This is a genomic window from Tsuneonella sp. HG249, assembly GCF_053819205.1.
The window spans coordinates 2,069,951-2,096,179 of the sequence record NZ_JBSOQY010000001.1; the positions used below are offsets into that span (position 1 = coordinate 2,069,951).

Below are 26,229 nucleotides of genomic sequence, written 5' to 3' on the forward strand. Positions count from 1 at the left end.
TTCAGCCGCGCAGAACGTCCCAGTAGATCACGAATCCAGCAAAGATGACAAAGAGGATGAGCACGAGGATTCCCAGACGTCTCGCCCAGGGGTCGGCCCAGGTCTTTTTCCACCTGTACTCGATTAGGCGATTCTCGCGGATTGCTTGATCGATCTCGGAAAAGCCTTCCCAATGATTGGGAAGCGGTGTGCCTGTGCGATGACGGTCGAAATGGGTCATGATGGCGTTCATCTTGCTGCTCCTTGGAACATAGCAAAAACCTGACGGCGATGGGAGGGAATTCCGCTTTAGCTCGCTTCCCACTTCCATCGTGGCGAGCGCCCTCTCTCCTCTCGGTGGCAGGAAAGTGCGCCCATACTCGACCTTCAGCGACTCCCTTGCCGATTCCAGAACCAGCTGTTCATCAAGTTGAGAATTGTCCCAATTGGGGTGTCCGCTATTGGAATGAGAGCTTGGGCGGACCAGCGTTGTCGATGTTCACAGGCGATCAGCAGGCATCACGACAACAGCTCATACGTGAGCTCCGAGATGCGAATGCCGCCCGGAGACTCCTCGATCAAGCGCCGGATTTGACGGCGGGCCGCCGGAAAATGCAATCCTGGGTCGATCGCCAGAGCCTGAACAAGCCGCACCATCTCCTGGCCGAGGGCCGCAATCTCGCGATGAGTTGCGTCGGTCGGGTCATAACTTGGGATCGGAAGCTGCCAGATGTGCTTGTCGATGTGCCGCTCGTCCTTGCCGTAGGACATGTAAGGCCGCACCATCTCCGTCGTCGTCGCGCTGTTCAGAATGGCACAGAGGAAATCGGCCTCCTCCTCCTCGTGGAACGCGGCCCAATAGAGGCTCTTGCTTATGATCGCTCGCGGATTGCGCACCTTGGCCGCCGACAAGTGCATGCCCGATGCGTTGTAGATTACCCTAAACGGCGGAATCGGAAGCTGCCGGCTGAGCTTGCTCTGGTAATTGAGCTGTTCCATCAACGTGAGCCGCTCGCTCGTCCGATTTGCCTCCCAGACCCTTTCGGCCTGATCCCACCAGCTTTTCAGGCCAAGATGCAGCTCGATCTCGCGCGACGACAGTAGGCCATTGCTTGAGCAGGGGATCACCGCGCGCAGCGGGTCGAGCACGCGATAAGGCAGCAAGCTCTCGCCCGAAAAAACCGGGCGGACATATTCGGACTCCACAACACCCTCGACCGAGGGCAGATCCTTGTAGCGCTTGTCCTCGTAATTGCTGCGCGACGAGACCACCGCCATCCGACCCGCCGGCAAGCCGAGCGGTCCAGCGGGGCGCTCGTGCACCAGGAAGAGCAAGCGCGGCGCGAACGTCGCGCCCTGGCCAAATCGCACGTCAAACGCGGATTTTGCCGTTTTCCCGACGCGGCGGATGATGCCCGGCGCCCGCTCGAGAACCGGGTTCGCCTCCTCCCATGCAAGATTGGGTTGGGGTAGCCGCCCGCTCCACACGATCGTCTGGTCGCCCAGCGGAACCGGCTCCTTGGCGCGCCGGGCGAAGACTACACTGGCGCCGCGCGGGAAGAAATGGGGCCGGATGCGGCGTAGGTCCCAGGAGCCTTCGAAAGCGAGGCTGACTGCGCCCACCGGATCGGCATAGTTGGCGCGCCGGAAACCTTCATATTGCTCGCGATCGACAGCGGCGTTGGGCAACACCATGGCAACCCGGCCGCCCACCTTCAGATAGAGCTCGGTCGCGCGCACCACGAACAGTGCCGAAAGATCCTGATGCGTGGCCAGCTCACGCCCCGCCCACAGACCGCGGCGTTCGCTCATGGTCTTGAACGTCGCTTGCATTTCCTCGGGCATGTGCCGATAGGCGAGCCACGGTGGATTGCCGATCAGCAGGTCAACGCGATTGCTCTCGCGCGCGAGCCACATTGGCCGCGCCATGTTGCGCACATAATAGCCCCAGATGTGATCACGCCCTTCATGATGCAGGCGATGCATCGTGGCGAATGTCGCTTCGATCGTAGCCTGTTCTTCGGAGCGAATGCCGAACCGCGTGAAAACACTGGCCAGCGAAGGCGGGTTACCCGACTGACTCTGCGCCGCGCGCCGGGCGAGTTCTTCCACCAGGCGATCGAATTCGCGCGCATCGGCCAGCAGCCGATCAGGGAAGCGGAGTTCCGAGCCGAACAGCTCGCGCCCGTCATCGGCCTGGATAACAAGCGCGTCGTGGCTCCACAGGTTGAGATTCTGTTCGCGCCACTGGAGGGAATCGCCGAGATAGATCGGGATAAAGATCTCGCCGCGGTCGGGCGCCGTCAGCCGTTCCCGGCCGATGGCGAGCAGATACGTGACACGGGCGAACGTGACCGCAACCGGATGGAGATCCATGCCGATCACATGCTGCGTCAGACCATCGAGCGTGTCGGCGAGCGACATGCCCGACGCTGTTGCGTGCCGGAGATAGGCCGTAGCACACTGGAACAGGAACGTTCCGGACCCACAGGACGGATCAAGCGCGCGCGTGGTGAGCGGGTCCGTGTAGACTTCCTCGACCATCGCCCGCGCCAGCCAATCCGGTGTGTAATATTCGCCGAGCTCCTTGCGCGTATCGGGCCCGATAACCGACTCGTAGAGCACCTTGAGGACATCTTCCTGGACAGCGCTCCAGTCGAAACGGAGCAGCCGCTTGGCGAGCGTTCGGATGAAGCGCTCGCCTTCCTCGATCTCGATTACCCAATCGAAGAAATCCGCCTCGACGACGCCATGGACGCCGCTCTCGATGAACTTCTCGCCAGAGAGCAGGGACGCCGCGCTTAATTCTGCCACCGGTAGCCCCAATACGGCATGGGCGATGATCTCGGCCGTGTTGACGAGCAGGGTGTGTTCGATGAACAGCTCATCATCATCGCTGAATTGGCTGCCGAGTGCAGAGGTGAGCAAGCGGGACCAGAGCTCACGTTTTACCTTGATGGTCGGCAGGTCCCGGTTGGCCCCATAGAGTGCCGCCAGCGTCGCGCGGTCGAGCGCATAGGCAGTGCTGCCCGCACCCAGCCGGGCTTCAATCTCGCGTGCATTGGGCGTGATCCCGGTGGCGGTCGCCAACACGCCTTCCAGCCAGAAAACCAGCTTCCCCACGCAGTCGGCCGAACCATCGATCTCGAGTGCGGAGACCTGCTCAAGCGCCTCGCCGATGAGGTTGAAACAGATCCATTCCGCGCCGTCGGTCAGAACACCGACATACCGGCGGCCGCTTTCCCGCGCGCGATGCGCGACGTAGCCGGTCAGCTGCTCGATAGCGTCCTCGCGAACCCGGCCCCGCCGAAGATCGCGCTTCACCTCGATCACCGTCGAGCCGACCTCGATGTCAATACGCCGCCCCCCGCCCAAGGGTGCTTCGAGCGCAGCGATTTCGATATTGCCTTCGTCGAGCTCGAACGGTGCCGTCAGCAGGAACTGCCGAAGGTCCGATTGGACCTCTGCTTCGGGGCGAGCTTGGTCGCGACACGCGAGACGGGCAACTAGATCGTTCAGCAAACCACCCTACCTCGTCCCTCCATTACACAGCCGCCCGAGCGAACCCCGGCTTTTGTCGTATCGATCAGTTGGGTGTCCAGCACTTAGCGGGCCACGTCAAAGCCGTATCGCACCGTCACAAAGTCAGAGACCATCGCATTTCGGATCGCCGCTCAGACTGAATGGCGGATCAGCTAAGTTTTGGTCGCGAACGCATGCTGCATTGTACGCTGCGAAATAAACGTCGCCTCAGCATGGAATGCCGGCTTGTTGCGCAATCGGGGCCCATGCGGTACACTTCCGGCCTAGCTCGGTTCCCACCAGTAGCTCGAGCGATAGCATGTCTCGCTGACACCAGCGAACAGCATGCTGCGCTGCTCCCACATATCGACTCCTTTACTGAATTTGGACTCGTCGTTCAGGCGGTTGTAAACATCAGCCGAAATGAATGTGCAGTAAGGGTATTCCCGGGCGTCGGACATCTTTGCGGCGAAGCTCGGAGGACGACCAATCCATATCAAATCATTATTGTTTCTGATCCCAGCGCGGACGGCTCTGCTTGTGCCTACGTCAATGCCACAAGCCTGACGTATCTTGACATCGTTTTTCTTGACCGAATTGAAGCGCGCAGTTGCTTCCGGTTCAATCAGGTGACGCGTAGCCCATTGGATTTGCAGCGCAGCTTTGACTGCGCTGCTTCGCTTAGAATCGCCAATGAACACGCCCATGACCCGGTCGCCATCAAAACTTCGAATCTCACCACCGCGCGCCCGAATGATCCTCGTAGCGCAGTCCAAGTATGCACGAATGATTTTAGCAGTGGTGTCCCAAGGACATTGCTTCGCAATCATTCCTGAACCCGCTAGGTCCGCATAGATGAAAGCGGCGTCCAGCTTTACTGCACCGTCGGCCAACGAAATGTCCTCAGAGGTTGGTACTTTCTGCCCGTCTCTCTCCTTCAACGTCTTTCCGAGAATGCCTTGAACTGAGTTGGTCAGATCGTCTTTCAGAGCCATGCTGTTACCCGTTCAACACTGGCAGGTGAGTAGACCCCGAGAATTCCACCTGGATCGGGAATCGTGTGTACGGCTATCCTAACCACGAACAGAGGTTAACTTCCAAGAGAGAGAGAAAACCCCGTAAAAGTGAGTCGGAACGAGAACGACCGTCAGGAATGTGCTCGACGACCTATTGGAGGCGCCTAAATTGACGACGATCATTGAGCGGTTCCGCGGCGACGCCGGTCGGGCCAACCTGCTGGACGCGATGATTCAGCAGGCAATCGTCGGTGGTAATCACGAGCTCGCCGCCGAGATCGCGGATCGGCTTGAACTTGTGTCTTCGTCGGAAGGCGAGGAACTCATCACGCAGGACGCCGGTGATAACGACCTGTTCCTGATCATTTCGGGATCGTTCCGTATCATGATCAACGGTCGCAACGTCGCCGTACGTGGCCGGGGGGACCACGTCGGCGAGATGGCCGTGCTTGAGCCTACGCAGCGCCGCTCGGCAAGCGTGATCGCCAACGAACCATCAGTTGTGGGCAAGCTTTCGCATCGCGACGTGACGGATATTGCTTCGCGCTACCCCGAAATCTATCGCGCAATGGCCCGAACACTCGCGCGCCGATTGCTGGAACGGAACCGGCTGGTCGGGCAGCATCGTGAGACGATCAGGGTATTCATCATCTCATCGGCCGAGGCGTTGCCGATCGCGCGGATAATCCAGAACTCCTTCGAGCACGACCCGTTCAAGGTGATTTTATGGACCGACGGCGTCTTCAGAGCCACAAGCTACGCGCTGGAAGCCCTTGAGAGCGCGGTGGACGATTCCGATTTCGCGATCGCCGTCGCCCATAGTGACGACCTCACGCTTTTCCGGGGGCACGATTGGCCCAGCCCTCGTGACAATGTCGTGTTCGAACTCGGCCTCTTCATGGGAAGGCTCGGGCGAAAGCGGGCGATTCTGATGGAACCGCGCGAGGAGAAGGTGAAGCTGCCCAGCGACTTGAGCGGGATAACAACCATTCCGTACAGCTACGAGCCAGGCAAGGACGCCGCTTCAAGCATGGCTCCTGCGTGTAACCATCTGCGAGACCACATCAATGAATGGGGGCCCTTCAACGGCTAGCTGAAGCAAGGGGTATTTATCCACGACGCCGAAGAGGCCCGACATAGGCATCCGTCAGATGTTCTGCTAACGTTCCATTCTTTGGCCGATGCCCGCCTTCGGCAGCTCGAGGTCAGGATGGAGACCGCTTACCATGGCTTGGATTGAAGATCGCGCGCGGGATAGAATCCGCAGGTTCGTGGACAGTGTTCCGCAAGGCGACATCAAGGTTGAGGACTTCCGGACCTTTCTGACCGAGGCCCGGATGCAAAAAGGACCTTCCCTCGATGCATCGACCAAGGCCGCCCTGGTCGACATCCCTCGCAATCGCGCGATCACGACCGATGCGGTTCACACCTATGCCAACCTAGTCGACTTCAATGACGTGCTGACGGAGGCCGGACGAGAGACAGAGGCTAGCCACCGACGTGCATTGGGGTTTCTTCACGCGCATTACCGCGCCTGTGATGAGCTCATTGACGAGTTCGAAATGCAGCGGGTCGATTTCCATGGATCGAGGTTGCATGCCGTGGTGCTGGTTCCCGACGGACCAGAAAACGAAGGTGAGCGTGTCCGCGTCGCGGTTACCTTCGCGGCCGCTTTCCGCGAGATGGTCGAGCGCCTAGGCAATGATCATCCCATCTTCAAAACCGGCGTGTGCATCGGCATCGACAGCGGCCCCGCCGTCGCAATCGATTCAGGGCGGAGCGACGAGCGTGAGCCGCTCTTTGTTGGCAGCCCGGCCAACCACGCGGCCAAGCTGGCAGATGGCAATTCCGAAGGGCTGAATCTAAGCCCCCGAGCTGCTGCCGCTCTCGGTCGGAGTATCGACCCGCTCGCAAAGAGCGTGATCCTCTCAGAGGACGATGAACGCAGTTTTCTGGGTGACGAGATCATCACCGCGAACATGCAGCGGAGCGGCAACGCGAGGCTCGAGAAAGCTTACGCCTCTTTCGGAGAAAGCCTCGCTCTACAAAGCACAGACACCGGCGAGGCCGTTTTTAGGTTCCATCACAAGGAACCGCCGCTGAAGGATCTGGTCTATTCGGAGCATCCGCCAAGCAACGGCGTCCGCATGGACCTCGCCTCGATCTTTGCGGACGTCGACAACTTCACCGCTTACATCGACAACGCGATCGCGACCGGAAAGATCGCAGAGGCCGTAGCCAACCTTCACGTCATTCGCGCGGAGATGGGAGCCGTCTTGCGCGACGATTTCGGCGGCAGGAAGGTCCGATATATCGGCGACTGCATACATGGGCTGCTGGCCGAAGGCGACAGGACCGAAACCGACCAGATGGCGACCATGAAAGCGGCTGTCAGTGCGGCCGCCGGCTTGCGGTCGTCTTTCGAGCTCTGTCGGGAAATGCTGTCGGGAATGGACGATCTCGGGCTTGCTATCGGAATCGACTATGGGACCACTCCAATCTGCCGCCTCGGGCTTCGGGGCGCCGCGAGCGTTCGCGTGGCGGCGAGCCGGGCCACCTGCATTTCCGAAGCAGAGCAGAGGCGCTGCAACGGCACCGAGACCGCCATTGGGGAGAGTGCGTACAAGGCATCGCCGGCGAGAGTACGTGAGGCCTTCTCCAGCGATCGCGTGATTCCCAATCTGGATACTAATACGGCTGACTTGCTGCTGGGCACCATGCCCTCACCATATATCACCGGCGGCGCGGAACCGGACGCAGTGCGCGCTCACGAGCCTGAAGCGGCTGTTCCGATGCGAGCACATGATCGAAGGTGAAATCTGCTACCCGTTACCTGGCTGACGCCGCTCCAGCCTGGTTCTCCGTCGATGCGGTCGACAGGGAAGCACTGATCGGACGTGCCCGCGTTACCAAGACCCCGTGGGTCACAAGTGGCCTTCACTTGCGCATCTTCGGCGATCCCAAGCCGAAGGTGCGCGAGGAAGTGCCCGGCACCGACCTGCCAGCCCGCTGTCCCGAGCGTCATATACAGTGGGATGAGACGTTCTGTCTTGGACTGCGGTATTTCGACGTGCGTTCCGCGAGAGAGGCCGCGCAATGGTGGGAGCAGTTGCGCCAATTTCTTGCCTGCCAAGGAGTTGCCGAACGTACCCGCATCTGGCCCCCGGGACATGCGATCGATCACGGCGACGCTGGCAAGCATCACGAGCGAGCGTTGGCTCTGGCCGCCGAAGCGGGGGTGGAAGAAGAATATGCGGCCGCACGACTGGACGAGCCTAGTTGGCTGACCGATCCAAAGCTTCATCTCTTCGACAAGAAGGGTAAGCCGATCAATGGCCGGGCCGTCTGCCCGCGCGGCTGTCGCCGTCGTGCGCGAGGCCGCCAGGTCCAGATTCTTCGTACAGACTGCTCAAAGCGCGGGCTCTTGGTAGATCTTGGTTTTACGGAACGACTACGACGCAAGGCGCTCGCCGAATACTGGCAGCACGTCTTCAAGGAGGGAACGCGCTGCTGCAGAACGATGCGTTATTGCCCGCTTGGAGAGCATGAGGACAGGTCGAAAGCCGCGGGAGGGAAAAGTCCATGAATGACATCGACATAATCCAGCGCCAACTGGATCGAGTGCTTGGATTCTTTCCGCGCGTGGAGGCGAGAATCAACGGTCTCTTCGGGGTAAACACGCTCATCCTCGCCATAGGTGCTTTGAACGTCTCCGCGTCTGATCTAAAATTGTGGTTCGTTAGTGTTCCCGGTTTTTTCGCCTCGGCCGGTCTGTTGGCGTCCTACGCTTTCCTTTACCGGGCCAACTTTCCCGACGTGAGGGGTGGCCAAGGCAGTCTTGTGTACTTCGCCGAGATCGAGAAGAGGACCGAGGCGAACTATCAGGCTGAATTACTTGCTTGCAGCGACGAGCGATTCCGTGAGGACCTCGTCGGTCAGATCTGGCGCAATTCACAAATTCTGTGCGCGAAATTCGTCTTCGTGAGGAATGCCACCATCGCGACGACCCTATCGCTCCTGCCGTTCTTCATCTTCTTGGCCGTCACGGCATCCATCCACGTTCGGCTGCCGATACTGAATGGATAATTGCGGGAGGGACAATCTCCAGGCCAGCGGACTCAAGCTTTGGCGACCGATCGCTTGGATGAGCGCGTTTAGAGCCGGATGACGGCTCCCGGCCATTATGTGCCGCCGTTCTGAGCTTGCGTGAGGTAGCACCTTACTCGTTCCTGCGTCTTGCGCCGTAGTTTCCGGCCAGCGCGCAAGTCGTCCACGAAGCGCGGATCTCCCAACGCCATCCTTCCAAACCTGCTCGGCGGAACTCTGGTCCGCGCCAAATAGCTCTCTACCTGCTCCAGAAGCTCCATCGCACTCGACTCGCATCGCTCTTGCGTTCCTGTTATGTTCCTATTAGGAAGGCGTCCTAGAGTCTAGGATCGGATTTCCTAGACGCACGCAATGGGACCGTCAGCGATGGACGATGCACGCAAAGCCCTGGACGAGCTGATCCAGCAAAAGGGGTACAATTATTCCTCCGTTTCCCGCCTTCTCGGACGCAACGCGGCCTATATCCAGCAGTACATTCGCCGCGGGAGCCCGCGGAGCCTCGACGAGCAGGATCGTGCGGTCCTCGCCCGGTTCTTCGGGGTCGACGAGAAGGTCCTTGGCGCTCCTGAGCGCCGCTCGGGACCGGTCGTCGAACTCGTCCACGTGCCCGTGCTCAGCGTCGAGGCTTCCGCCGGTCACGGGGCGCTGGCCGAGATGGAATCCAAATGCGCTCAGTTCGGCTTCGATGAGAAATGGCTGCGACGGCTGACCGCCAGCAAGGCAGCGAGCCTTTCCATCATTGGCGTGCACGGAGACTCGATGGAGCCGACCCTGCACGACGGGGACGAAGTCATGGTTGACCTTGGCGACGGCCAATCGCGGCTGCGCGACGGCATTTACGTCCTTCGCATGGACGACGCGCTCAACGTGAAGCGGATCGCGATCGAGCCTCAGGGCCGCAGGATTTCCGTGGTGAGCGACAACCCGGCTTATCCGAGCTGGCGGGGCCTCGAGCGTCGCAGCATCAACATTGTCGGACGGGTGCTTTGGTTCGGCCGCGCGCTACAGTAGTCTCGCCACCGCATGCTGACCTTCCTTGCCGCCTCGATCGTTGCCGCCGGACAGACTTTCACCTGCAGCCCGACCCATGTCTGGGACGGCGACGGTCCCATTTGGTGCGCGGAAGGGCCGCACATCCGCATCGCAGGGATCGCCGCGCGCGAGATGGACGGCACCTGCCGGACCAACCAACCCTGCCCCGCCGCCTCGTCAACCGAAGCTCGTGACGCGCTCGTTCGCCTGCTCGGCGGTGCCCGCGGACGTATTTCGACAGGGCATGTTGTCGTCGAAGGTCCCAGGCTGACCTGCCGCTCGGAAGGCTCTGCCGGCGGAAACAGAACGGCGGCCTGGTGTCGTCTGCCCACGGGCGCAGACTTGTCGTGCACGATGATCCGCACGCGCACCGTCCTTCGGTGGGACCGCTACTGGAAAGGACCGGCGTGCCGATGAGTGCCGAGCTGCACCTGCGAGGCCTCCTTGAATGTGGACCTCACGGTCTCGTACTTCGGATCGGCGGCGGGGGCGCGTGGGAAGTTGAGACGCGCCGCCGAGCACGCCGTCTGGTCGGCCAGGAGGTTGAAGTCGTTGGGCACCGCGCCGGATTCAACAGTGTCTGCTGCGATCACATATGGCTCGCCGGACAGCCCCGCCCCCGGCCGTCGAAGATCAACATCGAGTATCTCCTGGCCGCGGGGCTCGTGGGCTATGGTTTTATTGCCATACTCGCCGGTCTCGTCGGCTATTTCCGCTGATGCTCAGCGAATGGGAGCTGTGGGCCTGCGCCAACCGGGTGCTGAAGACCCACGGCGAGAACGCTCCTTTCCATGTCGCCGAGCAGATCGGAGCCTTGGCGCTGACCGGCGATGCCGACGGCGTTCGCACCTGGCAGGGGATCGCAACGCGCATCGCACAGCTTTCCGGAAAAGACGGGCAAGCGCCGCCCCATTGATCGGGCGAGATGATTGGCCCGGCCGGAGCGCGGCTAAATCCCGATTTCGAACGGCTTGGTGAGCGATCGGTCGCGCTCGGGCGGCTCGCGTTCGGGAAGCGGCGCCCTGCCCTTCGATTGCCCTTTGGAGGCGGCGTCGCGCAGCAGGTCCACCGTCTCCAGAGCCGAACGCTTCATGCCCGGATTGCGCTCGACGGCGGCTTCAAGCTTCCCCGCATTGTCGACAAACAGTGTCAAGCCGTCCCGCAGCCGGGTGATCGTCACCAAGAACGTCTGCTGGTTCGACAGATTGCGCTCGCGGCTGTCCATGACCGCAATCCCGCGGTCGGAGGTCAATCCCTGCGCCATGTGCGCGTTGAGGGCGTAGGCGAGGTCGACCCGTTCGAGCATCGGATCGTCGCGCGAAAGCTGGTGCTCGGCCCCGAGCGAGGTCTTCACCGTCACGCGCCGATCGTCGATCGCGACGATGCGGACCTGGTCGGCATTGAGCAGCCCGCGCTTGTGGTCGGTCTCGGTCCAGCGGATCCGGTCGCCGGCGTGAATGTCGAGGACACGAACCTCGAACAGCCGCAGCGCATCCTGCTCGCCTTGCGGGCGGAGCTGACCGGGCCGGAACTCGAATCGACGGCCACGCTCGTTCTCGAGCGTCACCCGCTCCCGTGCGGCATCGCTCTCGACGACGCGATACTGGCCCTTGAGCAGCTTCTGCCCGCGCTGGCGCCGGTCGACCTCGACCACCATTCCCGGCGCATAGGTGCGGGCGTAACGCAGCTCCTCGCGGGTGACGTTGATGCGGGAAAGCGTGTTCAGGCTCATCTTCGCCGCCCCCAGCTCCCCGTTCGCGCGCAGCCCGGCCTGGACCGCCTCATTGACCTGACTGCGCAAGGCCCGGCCTGAAGCATAGATCGATGTCCGCTCGCGCTCCTCCGGTGACAGGGAGAGCCAGGCAGCCGCGGCTTGAACCGCTGCGCCGTCCGCTACCTCCACGACATGCCTCCCCAGATGCCGCAGCGCCTCATCGATGTGACCGCCCTGGGCCGCGTACTGAGCCTGGCGAAGCGCCTTTTCGCGGGCGCGCACGTTGATGTTCATGACTGCGGTCTCGACGCCGGCCTGCTGCATCACATCGAAGGGCTTGCCTGCGTCGACCGCCCCGAGCTGCTTGCGGTCGCCGATGCTGGCGAAGCGGTCGAGCTCGAGCAGGTTGGCGAGCCGGACCAGCTTTTCCTTGTCGGAATTGCCGACCATCGAAGCCTCGTCGAGCAGCACGACGGTGCCGCGCATGGCGGCCCTGGCTTCGGCGAGCTGGGCCGGATTGCCCCCTTCGAGGAGGTCGCGATACCGGCGCAGGAAGCGAGAGACAGCCATGGAGGGGATGCCGGTCTCGCGCTCGAGCATCTGCACCAGCGTGTTCTGCACCGCGAGGCCAAGCACCGCCCGTCCCTCCTCTCGCAGGATGTCGGCGACGGGCTTGAGGACCGTGCTCTTGCCGGCCCCCGCAATGCCCTGGATTGCCACGATCCGGTTGTGCGAGCCGAGTAGCAGGCGCCCGGCTCCTTCCTGGCCTGCATTCAACGTCATCCCATATTTTAGCTGCGCGAGCGCCTGAAGCCGCTCGCCGGCGACGTCCGGCGGCACGATGACGGGAGCGACCCCGCGACCGCTTTCGACGCCGGCGATGATGCGCTGCTCAAGACCGATCGCATCGCGGGTCGTCACAAGCTCGCGATCAGCCCCTTTACCCTTGAGAAGATGCCCCTTGCGCAGCAACTGATCAACGCGGTGCTCGATCTCAGGCATCGATGTCGGCAGGGCGAAGCCTAGCGCCGTTCGATAGATCTCGGTGCGCGAAAACGCCGCCTCGCGTTCGCCCAGATGGCGGATGGCCGAGGCGACCGCGTGCACGGCGGCGATCTGTTCTGCCGTCCGATTCCCCATATGCGCGGGCACGAGCGCATCGCCCTCGCGCAGGCCGAGACGCTCGGCAAAGGATGCGGCGAGCGAGCGTCCGCGCTCGACAAGCTCCCGCACCGTTCGGCCAAAACCCGGCACGTTTCCGAGGTCCTGGGCGGCCCGCGCATTGGCCTTGGCAATAACGGTCGCGGGATCAAAACCCAGCTTCGCCGCGGCCTCCTTCCACTGTTCGGCCAAGGCATCGCGGTCCTCAATCCTGCCCTTGTCGGCGCGCGTCATCAGGTTCGCGACGTTGCGCGCCGCCAGCCCCTTGCCTTCCATTGTAGCCAGTCGATCGAGGATTTCCGCGCGGCGCGAACTGAAGGCCTCGCGAATAGGCCGGGGCACGCCGACGGCTTCGAAATTGCCGTGCTTTCCGAACTCCCCGACCTGATAGCCGAGCTTCTCGACCGACAGGCGGAAGCGCGCCATGGTCATCGCATTGAGCAGCGTATTGTGCTCCCAGAGCTTGTCATTCCGCAGCGCCCGCCATTTACCGTCCGGCCCCTGCGTCACATTCGCAACGACCGCGTGGAGGTGCGCGTTCGGCTCCTGATTGCGGTTGGTGTCGTGCTGGAACAGGCCGATGACGAGGTTGCCGGTCGATACCACACGCTCCCTGCCCCTCACCTTCATCCGCGTCTCGGCGAGGTTCTTCTCGGCCCAGGTAAGCGTCTCCCTAACCGCTGCGGAATAGGCGTCGAGGATCCGCCGGTCCCCGCCCACCAGCGCGAGGAGCGACCAACTCTTGGGCATCGAGAAGGTAAGATCCGTGCCTGCGCGGTGCACACGGTTGTCGCTGCCGACGCGGCTTCCGTCCGGCAGCAGGCCCTTTAGCACGGCCTCGAACTGCCTGGCCTCGATCCGACCCTCGAGGCCGAGCTCCTGCGCTCCCCTGCCCAGCCATTCACCGGAGCGATCGGCATCGGCTCGCGTGTAGTAATTGTCGGCGGCGAAGTAGTTGGCGGCGCCGCCGGCCGTGCGGACATTGGCTACCGAGAGCATGGTCCACCCCTCGGCCGAGCGGCGCGTGCCTTCATGGTCAAAGCTCCAGATCGCCGAGATCGGGTCCCTCGCGCGTCGGCGTGTCGGGCTCGGGCATGCCATCCTCAAGCATCAGCTTCCGCGCCTCGGCATCGCTTTGCCGGTCCGCAGCATTATCGGAAGCGTGCGGCCGGCTTTCGGGCACCCCAACCCTCGGAGCATCCGGACGGCCTGGCTCTCTGGCATCCCTGGCGGGGTCGTTTTCGGTAGCCGCGGCATCGGCACGAAGGATGGCATCCTTGGGAAGCGGAACGACAGGAGCAATGCGCTCCGGGTGCGCCCGGATATCCTTCGCTTTCCCGTCCTTGAGCTCGGCCTCCGATGGCCTGCCGGCACCATCCGGCAGACCTGATCGAACGTCCTGCCCGGCCTGCATCCGGGGCTCGACACTGCCTTCAGGGTTGTGCGATTCAAGCGCCAGAACGCCCTGCTTGGGAACCACCGGCTTGCCCGCGCCATCGTCGTTGGCGGACGGATGCTCCGCCTTCAGCGGCGAGGGTTCGGGAGGCGATTGAGAAGGTGGCATCTGCACCGGCGGCGTCCCCGCCGATGGCCGATCCTTGGCCCTGCCGATGAAGGTTTCGGCGACCTTCGGGCGGCTCGTCGGCTTCAGCTTGACCGGTGCGGCGGGGAAGCCATCGGGGAACTTGATGTAGCCCGACAGCCTGGGCAGGTTCATCAGCTGGTCGGGCAGGAGCAGCGGCTCGATGTGCTTGCGCGGCGTCAGGCTGACCGCGTCGCGGGCATTGTTGTAGCCGTAGGTATAGGCCTCTTCCATGTCCCGGACCTGGCGGTGACCGATGAAGTCCGAACACCAGGTCGCAGTCTCCCGGTCGGCCGTGCCCAGTATTAGTTTGGTCCGGGCGAGCGACGACAAGGTCATCGCCATGTTCTCTCCATAGACTTCCTTGAGCTTGGCGTAGGCATGGAGCCCGAGGACGATCGCCCCGCCGAAATTGCGCGCAGTCTGGAGCCCTTTCTCGAGTGCGGGCAGACGATGAAGCGCCCCGAGCTCGTCGATGAAGAACCAGCATTTCAAGTCATGCGTTCGGGCCGTCGTCATCAACGTGTTCATCGCCATGTCGAGCCAGAGCGTGAGCAGCTGCGCGCAGACGCTCATGTCGACATAGCGCGCCGAAATGAACACGACCGAGCCCCTGCCGTCGTCTTCCTCGACCCACTGGCGAACCGAGAAGCGCGGGCCTGATGTGGACAGAAGCTTGAGTACCTTGGCGTTCACGTTGAACACCGCGCGGATCGATTCCGCCATCCGCGCCGCTTCCGGAGCGGTCAGCGGATCGGCGATCGTTCCCCGCATCATCGCATGGACCCGCGAAAGATCGGCGGTCATCAGCTCCCGCGCCAAGGCGTCGTTCGTGCCCCTGCCTTCGGCCACCAGCTTGAGGCAGAACTCGACGAAAAGAGCACGGGCGGCGATCACCCAGAACTGCGCTTCCCCGCCCCCGTCATGAGGCACCAGGGCTTCGGCGGCTGCCCAGAACTCGCCCTCGCTGCGACACTCGTCGAACAAGCTCCAGTGCGGGCAGCGGGCGTCGAGCGGGTTCAGGATCACGTCCCGCCGGCTGTCGTGGAAGTGCTCGATGAAGGCGCCAGTTAGATCGAAGACGACGCAGCGCTGCCCCTTTGCGCGAGCTTCTGCGATCATGTCCGACATGGCGACCGTCTTGCCCATGCCGGTCGTGCCGATGAGCATTGCGTGGCTCTGCTCGAGCCGCCAGGGATAGACGACGGTCGCGAGGTGCGAAGGCTGATACGGAAAGGCGGCGGCGAGTTCGCGCCGGCTGCACAACCGCCACTTCCAACCAAGGGCCTCGGTCAGCTCGCGGGTCCGCTCACGCCGGTTGTGCACGCGCAGCTCATCGACAAGTTCGGGAAGCGTGACGAGCAGCGCGCCTCGCTCGTGCTTGCGTTCCTTCGAGCGACCGCCGAAGCGCGCCGCGAACCAGTAGAAGAGCGCGAAAGCGGGCACCAGCAAGAGCGCCGATCGGGCCAACGCATCACCGAGCAGGGCGAGCATATGGTCCCACGCCCGCGCCACCGGCGGGAAGCTGGCGAGCGTTGCGACGGGGACCTGAATGGTCCCGCCGAACGCGGTTTCGAGTGCGATCTGCTTGCCGGGATCGAACTCCATGAAGCCGTAGATCGCTGCATAGATGCGCATCCCGACGAGGTAGGTCTCGTGGTCCGAAAGGCTTCCCGAAAGCGTCCACCACGAGGTCCACGCAATCACGATGCCCGCGACAATCAGCGGCCCTTTGAGGCCGGCCGCGAACATGAAGCTGAAGTGGCCGAGGAGCTGGCTGCCGCGGGTAAAATTGACGAGGTTGCGCTTCATGCGTCGCCTCCTTCGCCTGGCGTCGGAGCAAGACCCAATTCCCTGCACTTGCGGGCATAGGCCTGATGCGCGCGGTCACGCAGCGCGTGATCGGGATGCCCGGCGAGGAGTGCATCGATCCCCACCATAAGGAACACCGACTGACGCGAAATGCGCTGGATGGAGGTGTTCAGGCGCGAGGCGAGTTCATCCTCCGCGCAGGCATTGGCGAGCAGCGAGCGGACCCACTCGCTCATGCTGATCCCCTTGGCTCTGGCAGCCTTGCGGATGAGCGAGCTGAGCTCCTCGGAGATGTAGACCTGGAGGCAGATTGGCCGTGTCATGCACGGACTCCTTGTGGTCAGGAGCCCGGTTCACACTGCGAAAGGCAGGAGATGGTCTAAGTCAAAAACAAGAACAGGTCAAGAACATCCGCGCTGGCGCAATTCCGCCATTCGCGCTCTTCCTTCGGTCACTTCCACGGAAGAGCAGCGCTCCAAGTCAGATTTGACGGAGAAGCTGCCACCGGAGGTTCCTCCAGGTATCACCTTGTTTTATCTTACTCTTTTCCGGCGACTGGTCGCGTACGGTGTGCCCCTGTTCCCCGCTTCGGAGGATAGGACCAGTGAACGATCCTGAACCGGACTGGAGGATCATGCGACGTCCGACCGGGGGCAAACGATGGGCGCTAAGGCCGCTGACAAGGCCACGTCCGGGCGCCAGGTTAGGAGTACCGAGGCCAGCGCTTATCGCTCACACGACGGGGCGTTCCTGCATCTGTGCTGGTGTTTCGCGCGTGGGAGCCGAGCAAAAGAAAGGAGGAAGCCCTGAACGGGCTTCCTCCTCGCCGGCGTGGTCAGAATTCGTCGCTGAGCTTGCTCGGCACGGTGTCGACGACACGGTCCAGCATGGCCTTCGGCAGGGCGTCATAGTCGCCCTCGTCGACGGCAATGTATCCGCCCTCGCCGTCGATCAGAACGTACTGCGTGAAGTAGGAGTGAAAGGCTCGGGCATGGGCCTGATCAAGGGCGGCAACGAAGGCCGCCTGATCGGCCTGGAAACCGCCGCGGGCAATGTTCGATGAAGCGTACATGGGCTGTCCTCCTGAGTTTCGATGCGTCGCATCAGGAGCTCACGCGATGCGGGTGACGGTCCGGGTCAGGGACCGCGTGGAACACGCGGCCGCGAAGCGGCGATGGGGGAAACGATTTTTGTCGGGGCCTGCCCCGGCAAAAATGGTGGGGCCCCGTCGTCCTTGACGCGGACCCAAAGCCTGCATCAGACTTGGGCTATCTGCGAGAGAGACCTCTTCCAACGGTTGCGGGTACGCGCTGCCGCCGCCTCACAAACCATTTTCCTACACGCCGCGACGATGGCAGAATCAGCGTCGGAGGGGACCAACGGCCAGCGAAAGGATTCCATGATGGCCAGGTCCAAACCGAGCGCGCGGGATGCGCTCAAGAAGCTGCGCGAACAGCGCGAGGAGCTTGATGCCCGGGAAGCCCGGCTCCGCGAGGAAGCGGCCGCCGAGCTCAGCAAGGTGCTCGTCGAGTGCGGCGCCGAGACGATCGAACCGGCGCAACTTCGCCAGCTCGTTCGCGCATCGATGACGCTCGGGATCGACGAGACGTTGAAGCGCCTCGCCCCTGCCTGATGAGCAACGGGCGGCGGTGCGCGGGTTCGATGCCCCGCACCGCCGCCTAAGCCTGCGAGCAAAAGAAAAGGCCCCGATGGCGCGTACCACCGGGGCCTTGTCGTGGGAACAGATTGGTCAGTCGTCGTCGATGTCGGGAGCGCCTTCGTTGGCGGCCGAGCGGCCCTTCGAGAGGAAGTCGACCTTGTCGGCGATGATCTCGCAGCCGTAGCGCTTGGCGCCGCTCTGGTCCTCCCATTGGGTGTAGTGGATGCGCCCTTCGACCGTCACGAGCTGGCCCTTGGTGCAGTACTTGGCGACGTTCTGACCGAGCCCGTTGAAGCAGGTGACGCGGTGGAATTCGCTGTCCTTGGCGGTGTAGCCGTTCTCGTCCTTGTAGGTCTTGCCTTCCCTGCGGGCTGGCCGGTCGGTCACCACCGAGATCGAGGTGATGCTGGTTCCACCGTTGGTGGTGCGGGTTTCGGGGTCGCGGGCGATGCGGCCGACGAGGATAACGAGATTGGTCATGGGTCTTCTCCTGATCGAGCATCCGGGTCCATCCCGGCTGCAAACCCGACAGGAAGCGGCCCACGGCGAAGCGCACCGAAGGGGAACCTGGAACTGGTTCGGGTGGTGCGGGCAGCCGGGCAAAGCCCGGCAACACGGCCGGACCTGGTCCGGGTTGCGCGTCTCGACGAGGGTTGCTTCAGGGACAGGTTTGCATTGAAGCCGGGTTGGTCACGAATGCCCTGGGCAGGAACGCCATGCTCCCGTCACTGTCCCGAGCCGCCTGAACCAGGCGGGCACATTGCCCACCCGGAGGCAGCTTCAAATCACGATGCGCGACGGCCCTCCGGCGGAAGACAAACTGCCGGACGGAATTGCACCGGCATCGGCAACGCCATCGCCCGGTGCTGCAACCGCATCGTCGAAAGGGTGCCCCCTGAGCATCCAGGCCTGCGGTGTGATTAGGCGCGCCCAATCGGCAAACGAAGGGATCGAGCCCAAGTCCTCGCGGACGTGCTGCTCCCCGACAAGACGTACCGGAACCGTCCGGCCGTCGGCGTTGACGATGGTTGCTCCGAAGAGCGCTTCGAGCATGAATATCCCCTCGGCATGGTGCCGCAGTGCGCGGTGCCTGGGATCCGCAAGGATCGCCTCGGATTGATCGAACCACTGGTGAAGCGGGAGATAGTCTTCGACCACACCGCCCCATTTCCGGACCGAGGAGAGTGCGTGATAGTAACAATGCGCCATCTGCGGTCTCCTACAGCTCGGTCGAATGATCGTCGGTGGCGGTAAAGCGCAGGCTGCAATCGAGAATGACGTTGGCCTTCGCCGCCTCAATCATGAGCGCGCCGTACGCGCCGTCGTTGATCGCCCAGCCGGGATAGTGGCGTTCGAGCGCGAGATAGGTAAGTGATTCCAGCGCCCCAGCGAGCGTGGGATGTTCGGCTTCGTGATGCGCTTCCGCGTCCAGACCGCGGAAGGGCTCGACCGTGACCTCGGGGCATGGAACGGCAGCGCCAGCCACGTTGTAGCAGACGCATTCCTCGACCGCGCCGCTGTCGCCGCAGCCGTCGAAGCGTATCTCGACGCGAGCTATCCCGGTAGTCTGCAGCGCCGGAACAATCACGCCCTTGAGGTGCTGGATTTCGATATCGGTCTGCGCTGCACGCTCCGCCTTACGGACCGCGAATTCGGCGATTGATGCGCTAAAATCGACCATGAAATGTCCTCCTCTGCTGCGGCCGGACGTCGCTCGCCCGGCTCGGAGAGGCAGGCGCCCGCCTCTTCTCTGACGCAGCTGCGCCAGCGCCAGTCAGGCGCTGGCGCGAAGGCCGGACCGGCCCTCAGTCGCTGCCGCCGGAAGCGCTTTTGGGGCTTGTCCCGAGCCGGCCCCGGCGGTCGACGACGGTGATCCGCCGTACCTTGGCCTCGATGACCAGGCGTTCGAGGACGCCGTTGCCGGGAAAGGCAACGACGTAACGCGGGTCGAGCGAGAGCATGCGTTCGTTGCGCTTGAAGCCTGCCCGAGCTCCCAGCCTCATGTCGAGCGAGAAGCTTACCTGCGGCACTTGCCGCCGCTCGGCCCAGGACGAGGCTAGGCGGTCGACGCCCTTCGTGTCGCCGCCGTGGACGAGCACCATGTCGGGCACCCGGTCGCGGACCTTGTCGAGAGTCGCCCAGACGTTGTTCGCGAAGGTCAGAGCCTCCTCGTCGGTGGGGTGGCGGGTGCGTCCCCCGGCGAAGACAACCGGCGTCCCTTCGGGCATAGCGGCCCGGCGCTTGGCCTCGGCACGAGCGCGCAGGAAATCGCGTCCCTCGATAAGCGCCGAGGTCAGCATCGCGCTGTGATTGAAGCGGGAGCTGGAAACGGGCCTCCAGGACGAACCGAACTCGTTGATGTAGAGTGCGGCCGCAACCTCGCGCATCTCCTCGAGCGCCAGCATGGCGCTTTCGGCGCACTGCGCGCGTTCGATCTGGGTCTCGAGCTCGTGGGTTTGGACCTCCGAACCATCGGCGGTGGCGACGAGCGCTCGCACCTCGTCGGTTGCCCGGTCGAGAGCTGTTGATTTGCGTGCCGCCGAGCGGTGGAAGATGTTGACGAAGGCCCAGCCGAGATCCTCGGCATCGGCCTCGAGCGCGGTCCCCGAGATCATGGCGAAGAGGTCGGACCAGACCGCTTCGAGCGTCTGGACGACGGCTTGGCGCTCGGGAAAGTCGGTACTGGTGACCGGGGCCGGGCCGATCGAGAAGCCGGCGAGATCGAGCCCCGCGAGCTGGTCGGCGAATGACGTATGCATGAGCGTTTCCTCCTGACTGGCGTGACGCCGGCACCGCCCTTCATGGACTGCGCCAGCGAGAGCCCGTCAGGGCCAGCGGTCAGGCGGATGCCCGCACCGAAGGGGAACCCGCTTCGGCGGGCTGGCGCGGGCAGGCGCTGGCCGAAGGCCGCGCCAACACGGGCCTGCCGAAGCCGGGTTGCGGGAACCGCCGGCTGGCCCAGGGCCTCTCTCGCATGGCGCCAGCCCAGGAGCGGCTAACCGGGCCGGACCGGGCCGGGAGGATGTTCGCGAGTTGATCGCCAATCTGCCACGCGGTCATCAGGCGACGCGCCTGCGATAGACTCCCTCGCCGTTCGACATGTGACCGAGGCAATCGTAATCCCCGAACTCGGCGTCGAACTTCGGCGCGATCTGCGCGAGCCAGCGCTGCGCCCGAGGCGAACGGACGGTCCGCCGGTCCGCATCCCAATAGGAACCGTCGTTGCGCTCGACGATCCAGACCGCGACAAGGCCCCCGTAGACCGAGATGCTGAAGTCGGCGAACGCGTTGCGCGCAAGGATCCGATCTTCGCGGCCGCGCCAGCCGTCATGAGGCGCCAGTGACGGGAAGAGGTGTGTCGCCCGGTCCAGCACGTCATCGCGGAGCCACGCGTACTCGAATTCCCAATCGTCCTCCGTCTCGATCTCGAGCACGGTGAAAGCGACAACGGCACGAGCGGGATAGCTGACGGATCTGCCCATAACGACCTCCCTCAGGCTGCCAGCGAAACATCGCCGGGCTCTTCAGCCCCGGCGACCTCGCGGCCGGCAAGGTTCAGGAGCAGGCTCGATGCTTCTTCGGCCCTGGCGGCGGCGGTGAGGATCGCCCGGTCGTCGTCCCTGAGCAGCTTCAGCCAATGGTCGATGTAGCTGGCATGGCTGTCGAGGTGGGTGACGGGCAGCCCCAACTCGGCTCCGAGCATGGCGCTCGAAAGCTCGGCGATAAGCTCTTCGGCGGCATAGGCCGCCGAGCCGAAGCGGTTCCCGAGATCGCGCGCCAGACGGCTTGCATGGCCGGTCCAGTGCGACAGCTCATGTGCGAGCGTAGCGTAATAGTGGTCGAAGCCGGAGAACAGGTGCGCGCGCGGCATGGTGATGCGGTCAGCGATCGGCTCGTAATAGGCCTCGTCCCCCTGGTGCCGGAGCTCGGCCGGAATCCTAGCGAAGAAAGCATCGAGAGCCTGCTCCCGCCCTTCCGGCTCGACGAGTTCGAGGGAGGCGGCTGGGTGGAAGCGCGCGGGCAGGCCGTCGACCTGATCGGCGTTGAAGACCGGGTAGGCCTTGAGAACGCGCCTCGCCTCCTCGATGCTGTCGCCGCTGGCAGGCTCCTCCACCTGCCTGGTGTAGCTCTTGTATAAGATGGCGATGGTCGACTTCTCGCCCTTGCGGACCTGGCCGCCGAGCTTCTGCGCCTGATTGTAGGTCATCCAGAAGGGCGAGGCGTAGCCGCACATGTCGGCAATCATCCACAGCCAGAATACGTTCATACCCCGATAGGGCGTACTGCAGGCGCGCAAGGGGCGCGATACGGGCACGCCGCGCCATGGCTTGACCCAGGGCCTGGTGCCGGCTTCGAGCCGCGAGATGATTTCCTGGGTGATGCGGGCGGCGGGGGACTGGCCGCCGCTTGTCGAGTTGCGAAAGGACATGAGGGGTCTCCTGATCGGCCTGCCGGCGCGATCGCCGGATCAGACCGCAAAGCCAGAAGCCTCCTCCGCTCTCTTTCCAGAAAGGAAGCGGCCCCCTGCGGTAAGGCAGGGGACCGCTTCGCCCATACGAGTGGTCTGCCTGTCAGGAGGAGGTCAGGCAGCCAGCTCGCGGGGGACCTCGTGGGCACCGCTCGAGCCGTCCGAGGCCGCCTCTTCAGCGTCATCGAGCGTCGGAACGGCTTCGGGCTCGTTCTCAGCGGTGCTCGCGAAGCGCATCACCTCGGGCACCCAGGCGAGCGCGCGCTCACGCACTTCGGGCTCGGTGATGTAGGTCCCGGCGAAGATGCGCTCGGCGCTCATCGCGAGATCGGTCTTCTTGACCGAAGCGAAGCGCGAGGAAAGCTCCTTGCCGCCAACATCCGCGAGCGCATCGAGGATCACCTGCTTCGACACCCGGTCGAAGTAGTTGGCCGCGGTCGGCCGCCACCAACGTGCCGTGTCGATTCCGATTTGCTGGCCGAGATGATCCTGGAAGGCGATCCGCCGTTCACCGGCCATGTTGAGGCTGGCCTCGAGCGAGCGCGCGACGACGAAACCGAGCCAGGCGGCCCGAGCTTCCTCAGGCAGGGTCCGGAACCGATCGAACCGCGCGGCGACGTCCTCGCCGGCCCGCCAGGTCTCATCCAGGCCCGACTTGAGTTCCGCAAACGCTGCGCTCGCTGGCGCATCCTTTGCCTCGAAGCCGACAATGGGGCCGGCCGGGATGCCTCCCCGGATCGTCGTAGCTGACCGCGAGCGCCAATCGAGCGTGTCGGAATCGGCCAGCGTAAAGACCATGAGATCGAGCGCCAGGCCCGGATCGGACGCAATGTGAAGAGCGAGGATGTCGCGGCGCTGCATGGCGAGCTCGTCGACAAGCCGCTTCGATAGAGCCGAGCGACGTCTGCCGTCGCGCGCATCGCCCGGGACGATCTCGATTCCTTCGTTCTCGGCTCCGGCCTCGACCTGGCGTTCGCCGTAGAAGACCGGCTGCAGCACCGGCGTGCCGTCACGCGACAGCGTGAGGAGCATGCCGGCCTCGGCCTTGAGCTCGGGCGCGAGCACGGGCGGTCGATTGCGGATGTCCTGGCACTCGCGCTCGATCGCCTCGATCGCGACTTCAGCGGCGGCGACAGCCTCCTCGGCGCTCTCCTCGTCCTCGAGGATGGCTGCGTGCTCGTCGTAAGAGGCATCGAGCTCGTCTAGTCGGGCGAGCTCCGCCTCGGTCAGCGGCGCGGGCTCGGCGGGAAGCCGAACCAGCCCTTCGACGAGATCGTGGCTGGCGTAGGGATCGAGCGTGGGCTTGACCCAGGCGAGCCCCTGCTCTGCGGCGAACGCCGCGGCCCGCTCTTCCATCCGGGCCTGAGCCAGGCTCTCGAGCAGGGCAACATCAGCCCAGGATTCGCTGTCGTCGTCGTCGAACAGCTCGCGCTCAATGCGTCCGCCGGCCGCGACATAGGCGTCACGCCCCACAAGCCGGGCCCGCGGATCGCTGCCCCGGACCGTGCCCGAAAGCACCATGCGGCGGATGCTGTCGGGATTGGGAGCGTAGTATGCCGAGGAGATCTGCTCGAAGACGCGGGCCTGAACCTCCTGATCCGAGGTCGCGCCGAATGCCTTGGCCATATCGAGCGTGATCTCACCGGAAGCGAGAGCATCGAAGACGACCGGTGCGAGCCTGGCGAGGCGCAGCCGGCCTTCGACGAAGCGAACCGTGAGCCCGAAGCGGCGTGCAACGTCCTCGCTCGAGGCTCCGCCTTCGACGAGCGAGGCAAAAGCCTGCGCTTCGTCGGCCGGGTTCATTGCCAGGCGGTGGAAGTTCTCCGCAAGGCTGGTCTCGACCGCTGCTTCAGCGACTTGCTCTAGGACCAGGCACGTGACCGCATGGTCGCGCCGCAGGACCTTATCCTCAGCCAAAGCCAGCATGGCGCGGCGGCGGCGCTCGCCGGCCTCGACCTCGAACTTGCCCTTGGCCGCGGGCCGCACGATGAGGTTCTGCAGAAGGCCGTGCGCGGCGATGCTGGCCTTGAGCTCGGCATCGGCAGCTGCATCAGCGTGCCGACGGACATTGCGGGGCGACTGAACAAGCTTGTTCAGAGGGATCGTCTTGATCATGGGACTGTCTCCTGATTGCGAGCCCGGCGCGTCGACCATCGACGCCCTGTGGCTCAATCAGGGCACAGCCCCCTCCCCTCTACCGGGCTAATTGACCCAATGTGACTGACAGCGGACTGTCCAGTCACGGCGGTAACGCGAGAGAAAGAGGACGTTAACTCGCGGTATCTAGTCTTGCGACAGCGGAACAGGGTTGACGATGTCGTTCACTGACGAAGAGAAGCGCCTCTGGCACGAAGAGAAAGGGAAGCGGGAGTACCGGCCGGTGCCCGTCTATCGCTCAGAGCCGATCGCCGTTTGCGTGCATTGCCAAAATCCGTTCGGTATCAACGAGGGCGTGGTCACCCCCGATGTCGCGCTCTGTGATGTCTGCAGCGGCGATTAGTGGCCGGTATCGGGCTCACTTCACCGCCACGTCTGCTCTGAGCACCTGCTTTGAAACGCCAGTCCCGATCATCAGCTCATGGGTTGAACCGCTCTGTAAGAGCACGGGCGTGACTCCGAACCTCTCCCGTCGAGGGCCAGTCGGCGAACCATTCGCGGTAACTCGCGTAGCAGAATTCCACGTCATCGCCTTCGACGGCGGACGCGAACTTCCTGATCTCTGCGCGATGGCGAGCACGATCCTCAGCCGCTATGGCCTGTCCGTCGCGCTCGGCGGGCTCGGCAAACAGGTAAAACAAAAGCGGCCGCTTTCGGAGCCGGCTTGCATCTGTAATCAGGCCGTAGGCATGTTTGACGAGCTGAGCGCTGTCGAGGTGCTGAAAGCTGATGTCTCCTGACCGTAGCTCGTCGCGGACCCGGCAATAGCCCCGCATATGCTCGCCCCACACCGGCCTGTCGTAGGCAGTGGATAGCGAAGCCTGCTTTTTGTCCCGAAACGGCTCGAAGCGCTTCGACTCGATACCAACCAGGTGGGTCTGGGTGACTGCTGCAGCGTCCAGCCACGGGTGGCGTCCGCCAGGCCAAGGAAAGCGGGCGCAATATTCTACTTCGACGCTCTCGACAGCACCGGCATGCGCTGTTCCCGGCAGCGGCGGAAGCAACCCCGGACGTTCTATGAACCAGCCGAATGCATTGACCGCCAGCGCAGCCGAACTTTCTGAGTGAGCCAGTTTGCCAGAAGCGACCTCGTTGCCGCCGGCAGCTTCGAGCCGGCCCAGAATATGCTGCCTAGGCACTCCGGGCAGGAAGACATCATCCATGATGCAGGCCGTCATGTAGCGGCTGCCGCTTCGACAGCAAGTCCAGGAGCGTGGCGTCATCGGGCAACGGCGAATGCGAAAGTTCACCGGGCAAGACGTCGAACCCAAAAGACAAGCTGACCCCGCACCTCTCTCCCAGCGACCGTACGCTGTTATGAAGTGTAGCCCCCAGGTTCTTGAGATCGAACGGGGCATAGTATGGTGCGGGCGCCAGTACCCGAAGGTCGAGGTGCTCAGCTTCGAGCAACACCGATGGGCGCGCCGGCGGGTCCGCGCGCGCGAGCAGCCAGGCGCTCGCATAACCCAACAGCTCCACCGCCGCGTAGAGCGGGGTATCGCTTGCGATCTTGAGTTCGATAAACTCGAAGCGGCGGACGCTGTTCCTGTGGACGAGGTCGATGGCGCGTCGTCCGTCAGATGCCCCTTGGATCAGGCCTGAGGCGACGGGAATCTGGTTGGCCCAATCGCTGCGACCGGCCCGTGCGCATGCTCCTGCGATGCCGCGCTCGAGCACTACTTCCGGGCTTCGGTTCTCTACCCCGATCTGTGGTTGGAGCGCCCATCGCCAGTTCTGAGCTGAGCGCTCCTTGTTGTCGCCCGCACGACCGGCAGTCCAGTTCGCGGATATGACCCGATGCACCAATTCGGCCAGATCGACGGCAGATTGGTGTCCGAGCGATTTCAGGGCTGATCGGTGCCGCAGGCGCGCGATCCCGAGCGCTTCGCAAGCTGCCGCCTCCACCCCGTCGATCAAGGATGTTGGAGGGGAGGAGGACGTCATGCTGAAGATGTATGACGAGTGGAGCGGCGCAAGCCAACGTCGTCGGCAAGACTGCTTCTATTTGCGTCCTTTGGC

26 protein-coding genes are annotated in these 26,229 nt (G+C 63.5%); 10 read left to right on the forward strand and 16 right to left on the reverse strand.

What is annotated here, in order from left to right:
- Nucleotide 1: 1 nt before the first annotated feature.
- The 3 genes from ACWPM1_RS10365 to ACWPM1_RS10375 form a co-directional block, all read right to left on the reverse strand.
- Nucleotides 2-232 (reverse strand): hypothetical protein, encoded by a 231-nt coding sequence (locus ACWPM1_RS10365; protein WP_455694752.1) that lies wholly within the window; start codon nt 230-232, stop codon nt 2-4.
- 266 nt (nt 233-498) lie between these two features.
- A complete protein-coding gene (locus tag ACWPM1_RS10370) occupies nt 499-3,501 on the reverse strand; it encodes an N-6 DNA methylase (protein ID WP_455694753.1) in 3,003 nt (1,000 codons plus the stop codon).
- 284 nt (nt 3,502-3,785) lie between these two features.
- Nucleotides 3,786-4,496: an adenylate/guanylate cyclase domain-containing protein gene (locus ACWPM1_RS10375; RefSeq protein ID WP_455694754.1), complete on the reverse strand. Its 711-nt coding sequence runs from the start codon at nt 4,494-4,496 to the stop codon at nt 3,786-3,788.
- A 190-nt stretch (nt 4,497-4,686) separates the two neighbouring features.
- Here ACWPM1_RS10375 and ACWPM1_RS10380 point away from each other — a divergent pair, with 190 nt between their 5' ends.
- From ACWPM1_RS10380 to ACWPM1_RS10415, 8 genes are all read left to right on the forward strand, one after another.
- The gene (locus ACWPM1_RS10380; RefSeq protein ID WP_455694755.1) at nt 4,687-5,610 is read left to right on the forward strand and encodes a TIR domain-containing protein; all 924 of its coding nucleotides are present in this window, start codon (nt 4,687-4,689) and stop codon (nt 5,608-5,610) included.
- A gap of 178 nt (nt 5,611-5,788) precedes the next feature.
- Nucleotides 5,789-7,333 carry a hypothetical protein gene (locus ACWPM1_RS10385; RefSeq protein ID WP_455694756.1) on the forward strand — a complete coding sequence of 515 codons (1,545 nt, stop codon included), beginning with the start codon at nt 5,789-5,791 and terminating at the stop codon, nt 7,331-7,333.
- Nucleotides 7,330-8,103, forward strand: coding sequence for an E2 domain-containing protein (locus tag ACWPM1_RS10390; RefSeq protein WP_455694757.1), 774 nt, complete (start codon nt 7,330-7,332; stop codon nt 8,101-8,103). Before ACWPM1_RS10385 ends, ACWPM1_RS10390 begins: the two co-directional genes overlap by 4 nt.
- Nucleotides 8,100-8,603 (forward strand): Pycsar system effector family protein, encoded by a 504-nt coding sequence (locus ACWPM1_RS10395; protein WP_455694758.1) that lies wholly within the window; start codon nt 8,100-8,102, stop codon nt 8,601-8,603. The genes ACWPM1_RS10390 and ACWPM1_RS10395 overlap by 4 nt, the downstream gene beginning before the upstream one ends.
- Nucleotides 8,604-8,990: 387 nt before the next feature.
- Entirely contained in the window at nt 8,991-9,635 is a 645-nt protein-coding gene (locus tag ACWPM1_RS10400; protein WP_455694759.1) for a S24 family peptidase, read from the forward strand.
- 12 nt (nt 9,636-9,647) lie between these two features.
- Nucleotides 9,648-10,073, forward strand: a complete 426-nt coding sequence (locus tag ACWPM1_RS10405) for a thermonuclease family protein (RefSeq protein ID WP_455694760.1) — start codon at nt 9,648-9,650, stop codon at nt 10,071-10,073.
- Nucleotides 10,070-10,375, forward strand: a complete 306-nt coding sequence (locus ACWPM1_RS10410) for a DUF5818 domain-containing protein (protein ID WP_455694761.1) — start codon at nt 10,070-10,072, stop codon at nt 10,373-10,375. Before ACWPM1_RS10405 ends, ACWPM1_RS10410 begins: the two co-directional genes overlap by 4 nt.
- Complete coding sequence (locus tag ACWPM1_RS10415; protein WP_455694762.1) at nt 10,375-10,572, forward strand: DUF6961 family protein; 198 nt, start codon at nt 10,375-10,377, stop codon at nt 10,570-10,572. The genes ACWPM1_RS10410 and ACWPM1_RS10415 overlap by 1 nt, the downstream gene beginning before the upstream one ends.
- A 33-nt stretch (nt 10,573-10,605) precedes the next feature.
- Here the strand turns inward: ACWPM1_RS10415 and mobF are convergent, their stop codons facing one another.
- From mobF to ACWPM1_RS10435, 4 genes are all read right to left on the reverse strand, one after another.
- Entirely contained in the window at nt 10,606-13,530 is a 2,925-nt protein-coding gene (mobF, locus tag ACWPM1_RS10420; protein ID WP_455694763.1) for a MobF family relaxase, read from the reverse strand.
- Between the two features lie 37 nt (nt 13,531-13,567).
- A complete protein-coding gene (locus ACWPM1_RS10425) occupies nt 13,568-15,925 on the reverse strand; it encodes a type IV secretion system DNA-binding domain-containing protein (RefSeq protein WP_455694765.1) in 2,358 nt (785 codons plus the stop codon).
- Entirely contained in the window at nt 15,922-16,248 is a 327-nt protein-coding gene (locus ACWPM1_RS10430) for a hypothetical protein (RefSeq protein ID WP_455694766.1), read from the reverse strand. The genes ACWPM1_RS10425 and ACWPM1_RS10430 overlap by 4 nt, the downstream gene beginning before the upstream one ends.
- Before the next feature lie 512 nt (nt 16,249-16,760).
- Nucleotides 16,761-16,997 carry a hypothetical protein gene (locus ACWPM1_RS10435; RefSeq protein ID WP_455694767.1) on the reverse strand — a complete coding sequence of 79 codons (237 nt, stop codon included), beginning with the start codon at nt 16,995-16,997 and terminating at the stop codon, nt 16,761-16,763.
- Nucleotides 16,998-17,327: 330 nt separating this feature from the next.
- Here ACWPM1_RS10435 and ACWPM1_RS10440 point away from each other — a divergent pair, with 330 nt between their 5' ends.
- Entirely contained in the window at nt 17,328-17,558 is a 231-nt protein-coding gene (locus ACWPM1_RS10440) for a DUF6437 family protein (protein WP_455694768.1), read from the forward strand.
- Between the two features lie 117 nt (nt 17,559-17,675).
- Here ACWPM1_RS10440 and ACWPM1_RS10445 read toward each other — a convergent pair whose 3' ends face one another.
- The 7 genes from ACWPM1_RS10445 to ACWPM1_RS10475 all read right to left on the reverse strand — a co-directional run bounded on the left by ACWPM1_RS10445 (nt 17,676) and on the right by ACWPM1_RS10475 (nt 24,168).
- Entirely contained in the window at nt 17,676-18,065 is a 390-nt protein-coding gene (locus tag ACWPM1_RS10445; protein WP_455694769.1) for a single-stranded DNA-binding protein, read from the reverse strand.
- A 300-nt stretch (nt 18,066-18,365) separates the two neighbouring features.
- Entirely contained in the window at nt 18,366-18,794 is a 429-nt protein-coding gene (locus ACWPM1_RS10450) for a DUF6915 family protein (protein WP_455694770.1), read from the reverse strand.
- A 10-nt stretch (nt 18,795-18,804) separates the two neighbouring features.
- Nucleotides 18,805-19,266: a DUF6878 family protein gene (locus ACWPM1_RS10455; RefSeq protein ID WP_455694771.1), complete on the reverse strand. Its 462-nt coding sequence runs from the start codon at nt 19,264-19,266 to the stop codon at nt 18,805-18,807.
- Nucleotides 19,267-19,390: 124 nt separating this feature from the next.
- On the reverse strand, nt 19,391-20,344 hold the full coding sequence (locus ACWPM1_RS10460; protein ID WP_455694772.1) for a DUF2493 domain-containing protein: 954 nt from the start codon (nt 20,342-20,344) through the stop codon (nt 19,391-19,393).
- A 300-nt stretch (nt 20,345-20,644) separates the two neighbouring features.
- Entirely contained in the window at nt 20,645-21,067 is a 423-nt protein-coding gene (locus tag ACWPM1_RS10465) for a hypothetical protein (RefSeq protein WP_455694773.1), read from the reverse strand.
- A gap of 11 nt (nt 21,068-21,078) precedes the next feature.
- Entirely contained in the window at nt 21,079-22,014 is a 936-nt protein-coding gene (locus tag ACWPM1_RS10470) for an ArdC family protein (protein WP_455694774.1), read from the reverse strand.
- Nucleotides 22,015-22,167: 153 nt separating this feature from the next.
- Nucleotides 22,168-24,168: a ParB/RepB/Spo0J family partition protein gene (locus tag ACWPM1_RS10475; protein ID WP_455694775.1), complete on the reverse strand. Its 2,001-nt coding sequence runs from the start codon at nt 24,166-24,168 to the stop codon at nt 22,168-22,170.
- A 199-nt stretch (nt 24,169-24,367) separates the two neighbouring features.
- Between ACWPM1_RS10475 and ACWPM1_RS10480 the strand changes: the two genes are divergently transcribed.
- On the forward strand, nt 24,368-24,553 hold the full coding sequence (locus tag ACWPM1_RS10480; RefSeq protein ID WP_455694776.1) for a hypothetical protein: 186 nt from the start codon (nt 24,368-24,370) through the stop codon (nt 24,551-24,553).
- 76 nt (nt 24,554-24,629) lie between these two features.
- On the opposite strand, the gene ACWPM1_RS10485 is transcribed toward ACWPM1_RS10480, so the two are convergent.
- Together ACWPM1_RS10485 and ACWPM1_RS10490 are read right to left on the reverse strand one after the other, a co-directional pair.
- Nucleotides 24,630-25,388 (reverse strand): PGN_0703 family putative restriction endonuclease, encoded by a 759-nt coding sequence (locus ACWPM1_RS10485; RefSeq protein ID WP_455694777.1) that lies wholly within the window; start codon nt 25,386-25,388, stop codon nt 24,630-24,632.
- Nucleotides 25,366-26,154 carry a hypothetical protein gene (locus ACWPM1_RS10490; protein ID WP_455694778.1) on the reverse strand — a complete coding sequence of 263 codons (789 nt, stop codon included), beginning with the start codon at nt 26,152-26,154 and terminating at the stop codon, nt 25,366-25,368. The genes ACWPM1_RS10485 and ACWPM1_RS10490 overlap by 23 nt, the downstream gene beginning before the upstream one ends.
- Between the last annotated feature and the right edge of the window lie 75 nt (nt 26,155-26,229).

Coding starts and splice junctions, on each gene's coding strand:
- ACWPM1_RS10375 (WP_455694754.1), bottom strand. CDS start 4,496: ATGGCTCTGAAAGACGATCTGACCAACTCAGTTCAAGGCATTCTCGGA.
- ACWPM1_RS10415 (WP_455694762.1), top strand. CDS start 10,375: ATGCTCAGCGAATGGGAGCTGTGGGCCTGCGCCAACCGGGTGCTGAAG.
- ACWPM1_RS10470 (WP_455694774.1), bottom strand. CDS start 22,014: ATGTCCTTTCGCAACTCGACAAGCGGCGGCCAGTCCCCCGCCGCCCGC.
- ACWPM1_RS10455 (WP_455694771.1), bottom strand. CDS start 19,266: ATGGTCGATTTTAGCGCATCAATCGCCGAATTCGCGGTCCGTAAGGCG.
- ACWPM1_RS10480 (WP_455694776.1), top strand. CDS start 24,368: ATGTCGTTCACTGACGAAGAGAAGCGCCTCTGGCACGAAGAGAAAGGG.
- ACWPM1_RS10430 (WP_455694766.1), bottom strand. CDS start 16,248: ATGACACGGCCAATCTGCCTCCAGGTCTACATCTCCGAGGAGCTCAGC.
- ACWPM1_RS10475 (WP_455694775.1), bottom strand. CDS start 24,168: ATGATCAAGACGATCCCTCTGAACAAGCTTGTTCAGTCGCCCCGCAAT.
- mobF (WP_455694763.1), bottom strand. CDS start 13,530: ATGCTCTCGGTAGCCAATGTCCGCACGGCCGGCGGCGCCGCCAACTAC.
- ACWPM1_RS10485 (WP_455694777.1), bottom strand. CDS start 25,388: ATGACGGCCTGCATCATGGATGATGTCTTCCTGCCCGGAGTGCCTAGG.
- ACWPM1_RS10440 (WP_455694768.1), top strand. CDS start 17,328: ATGGCCAGGTCCAAACCGAGCGCGCGGGATGCGCTCAAGAAGCTGCGC.
- ACWPM1_RS10490 (WP_455694778.1), bottom strand. CDS start 26,154: ATGACGTCCTCCTCCCCTCCAACATCCTTGATCGACGGGGTGGAGGCG.
- ACWPM1_RS10365 (WP_455694752.1), bottom strand. CDS start 232: ATGAACGCCATCATGACCCATTTCGACCGTCATCGCACAGGCACACCG.
- ACWPM1_RS10395 (WP_455694758.1), top strand. CDS start 8,100: ATGAATGACATCGACATAATCCAGCGCCAACTGGATCGAGTGCTTGGA.
- ACWPM1_RS10425 (WP_455694765.1), bottom strand. CDS start 15,925: ATGAAGCGCAACCTCGTCAATTTTACCCGCGGCAGCCAGCTCCTCGGC.
- ACWPM1_RS10465 (WP_455694773.1), bottom strand. CDS start 21,067: ATGGGCAGATCCGTCAGCTATCCCGCTCGTGCCGTTGTCGCTTTCACC.
- ACWPM1_RS10445 (WP_455694769.1), bottom strand. CDS start 18,065: ATGACCAATCTCGTTATCCTCGTCGGCCGCATCGCCCGCGACCCCGAA.
- ACWPM1_RS10450 (WP_455694770.1), bottom strand. CDS start 18,794: ATGGCGCATTGTTACTATCACGCACTCTCCTCGGTCCGGAAATGGGGC.
- ACWPM1_RS10435 (WP_455694767.1), bottom strand. CDS start 16,997: ATGTACGCTTCATCGAACATTGCCCGCGGCGGTTTCCAGGCCGATCAG.
- ACWPM1_RS10400 (WP_455694759.1), top strand. CDS start 8,991: ATGGACGATGCACGCAAAGCCCTGGACGAGCTGATCCAGCAAAAGGGG.
- ACWPM1_RS10410 (WP_455694761.1), top strand. CDS start 10,070: ATGAGTGCCGAGCTGCACCTGCGAGGCCTCCTTGAATGTGGACCTCAC.
- ACWPM1_RS10405 (WP_455694760.1), top strand. CDS start 9,648: ATGCTGACCTTCCTTGCCGCCTCGATCGTTGCCGCCGGACAGACTTTC.
- ACWPM1_RS10460 (WP_455694772.1), bottom strand. CDS start 20,344: ATGCATACGTCATTCGCCGACCAGCTCGCGGGGCTCGATCTCGCCGGC.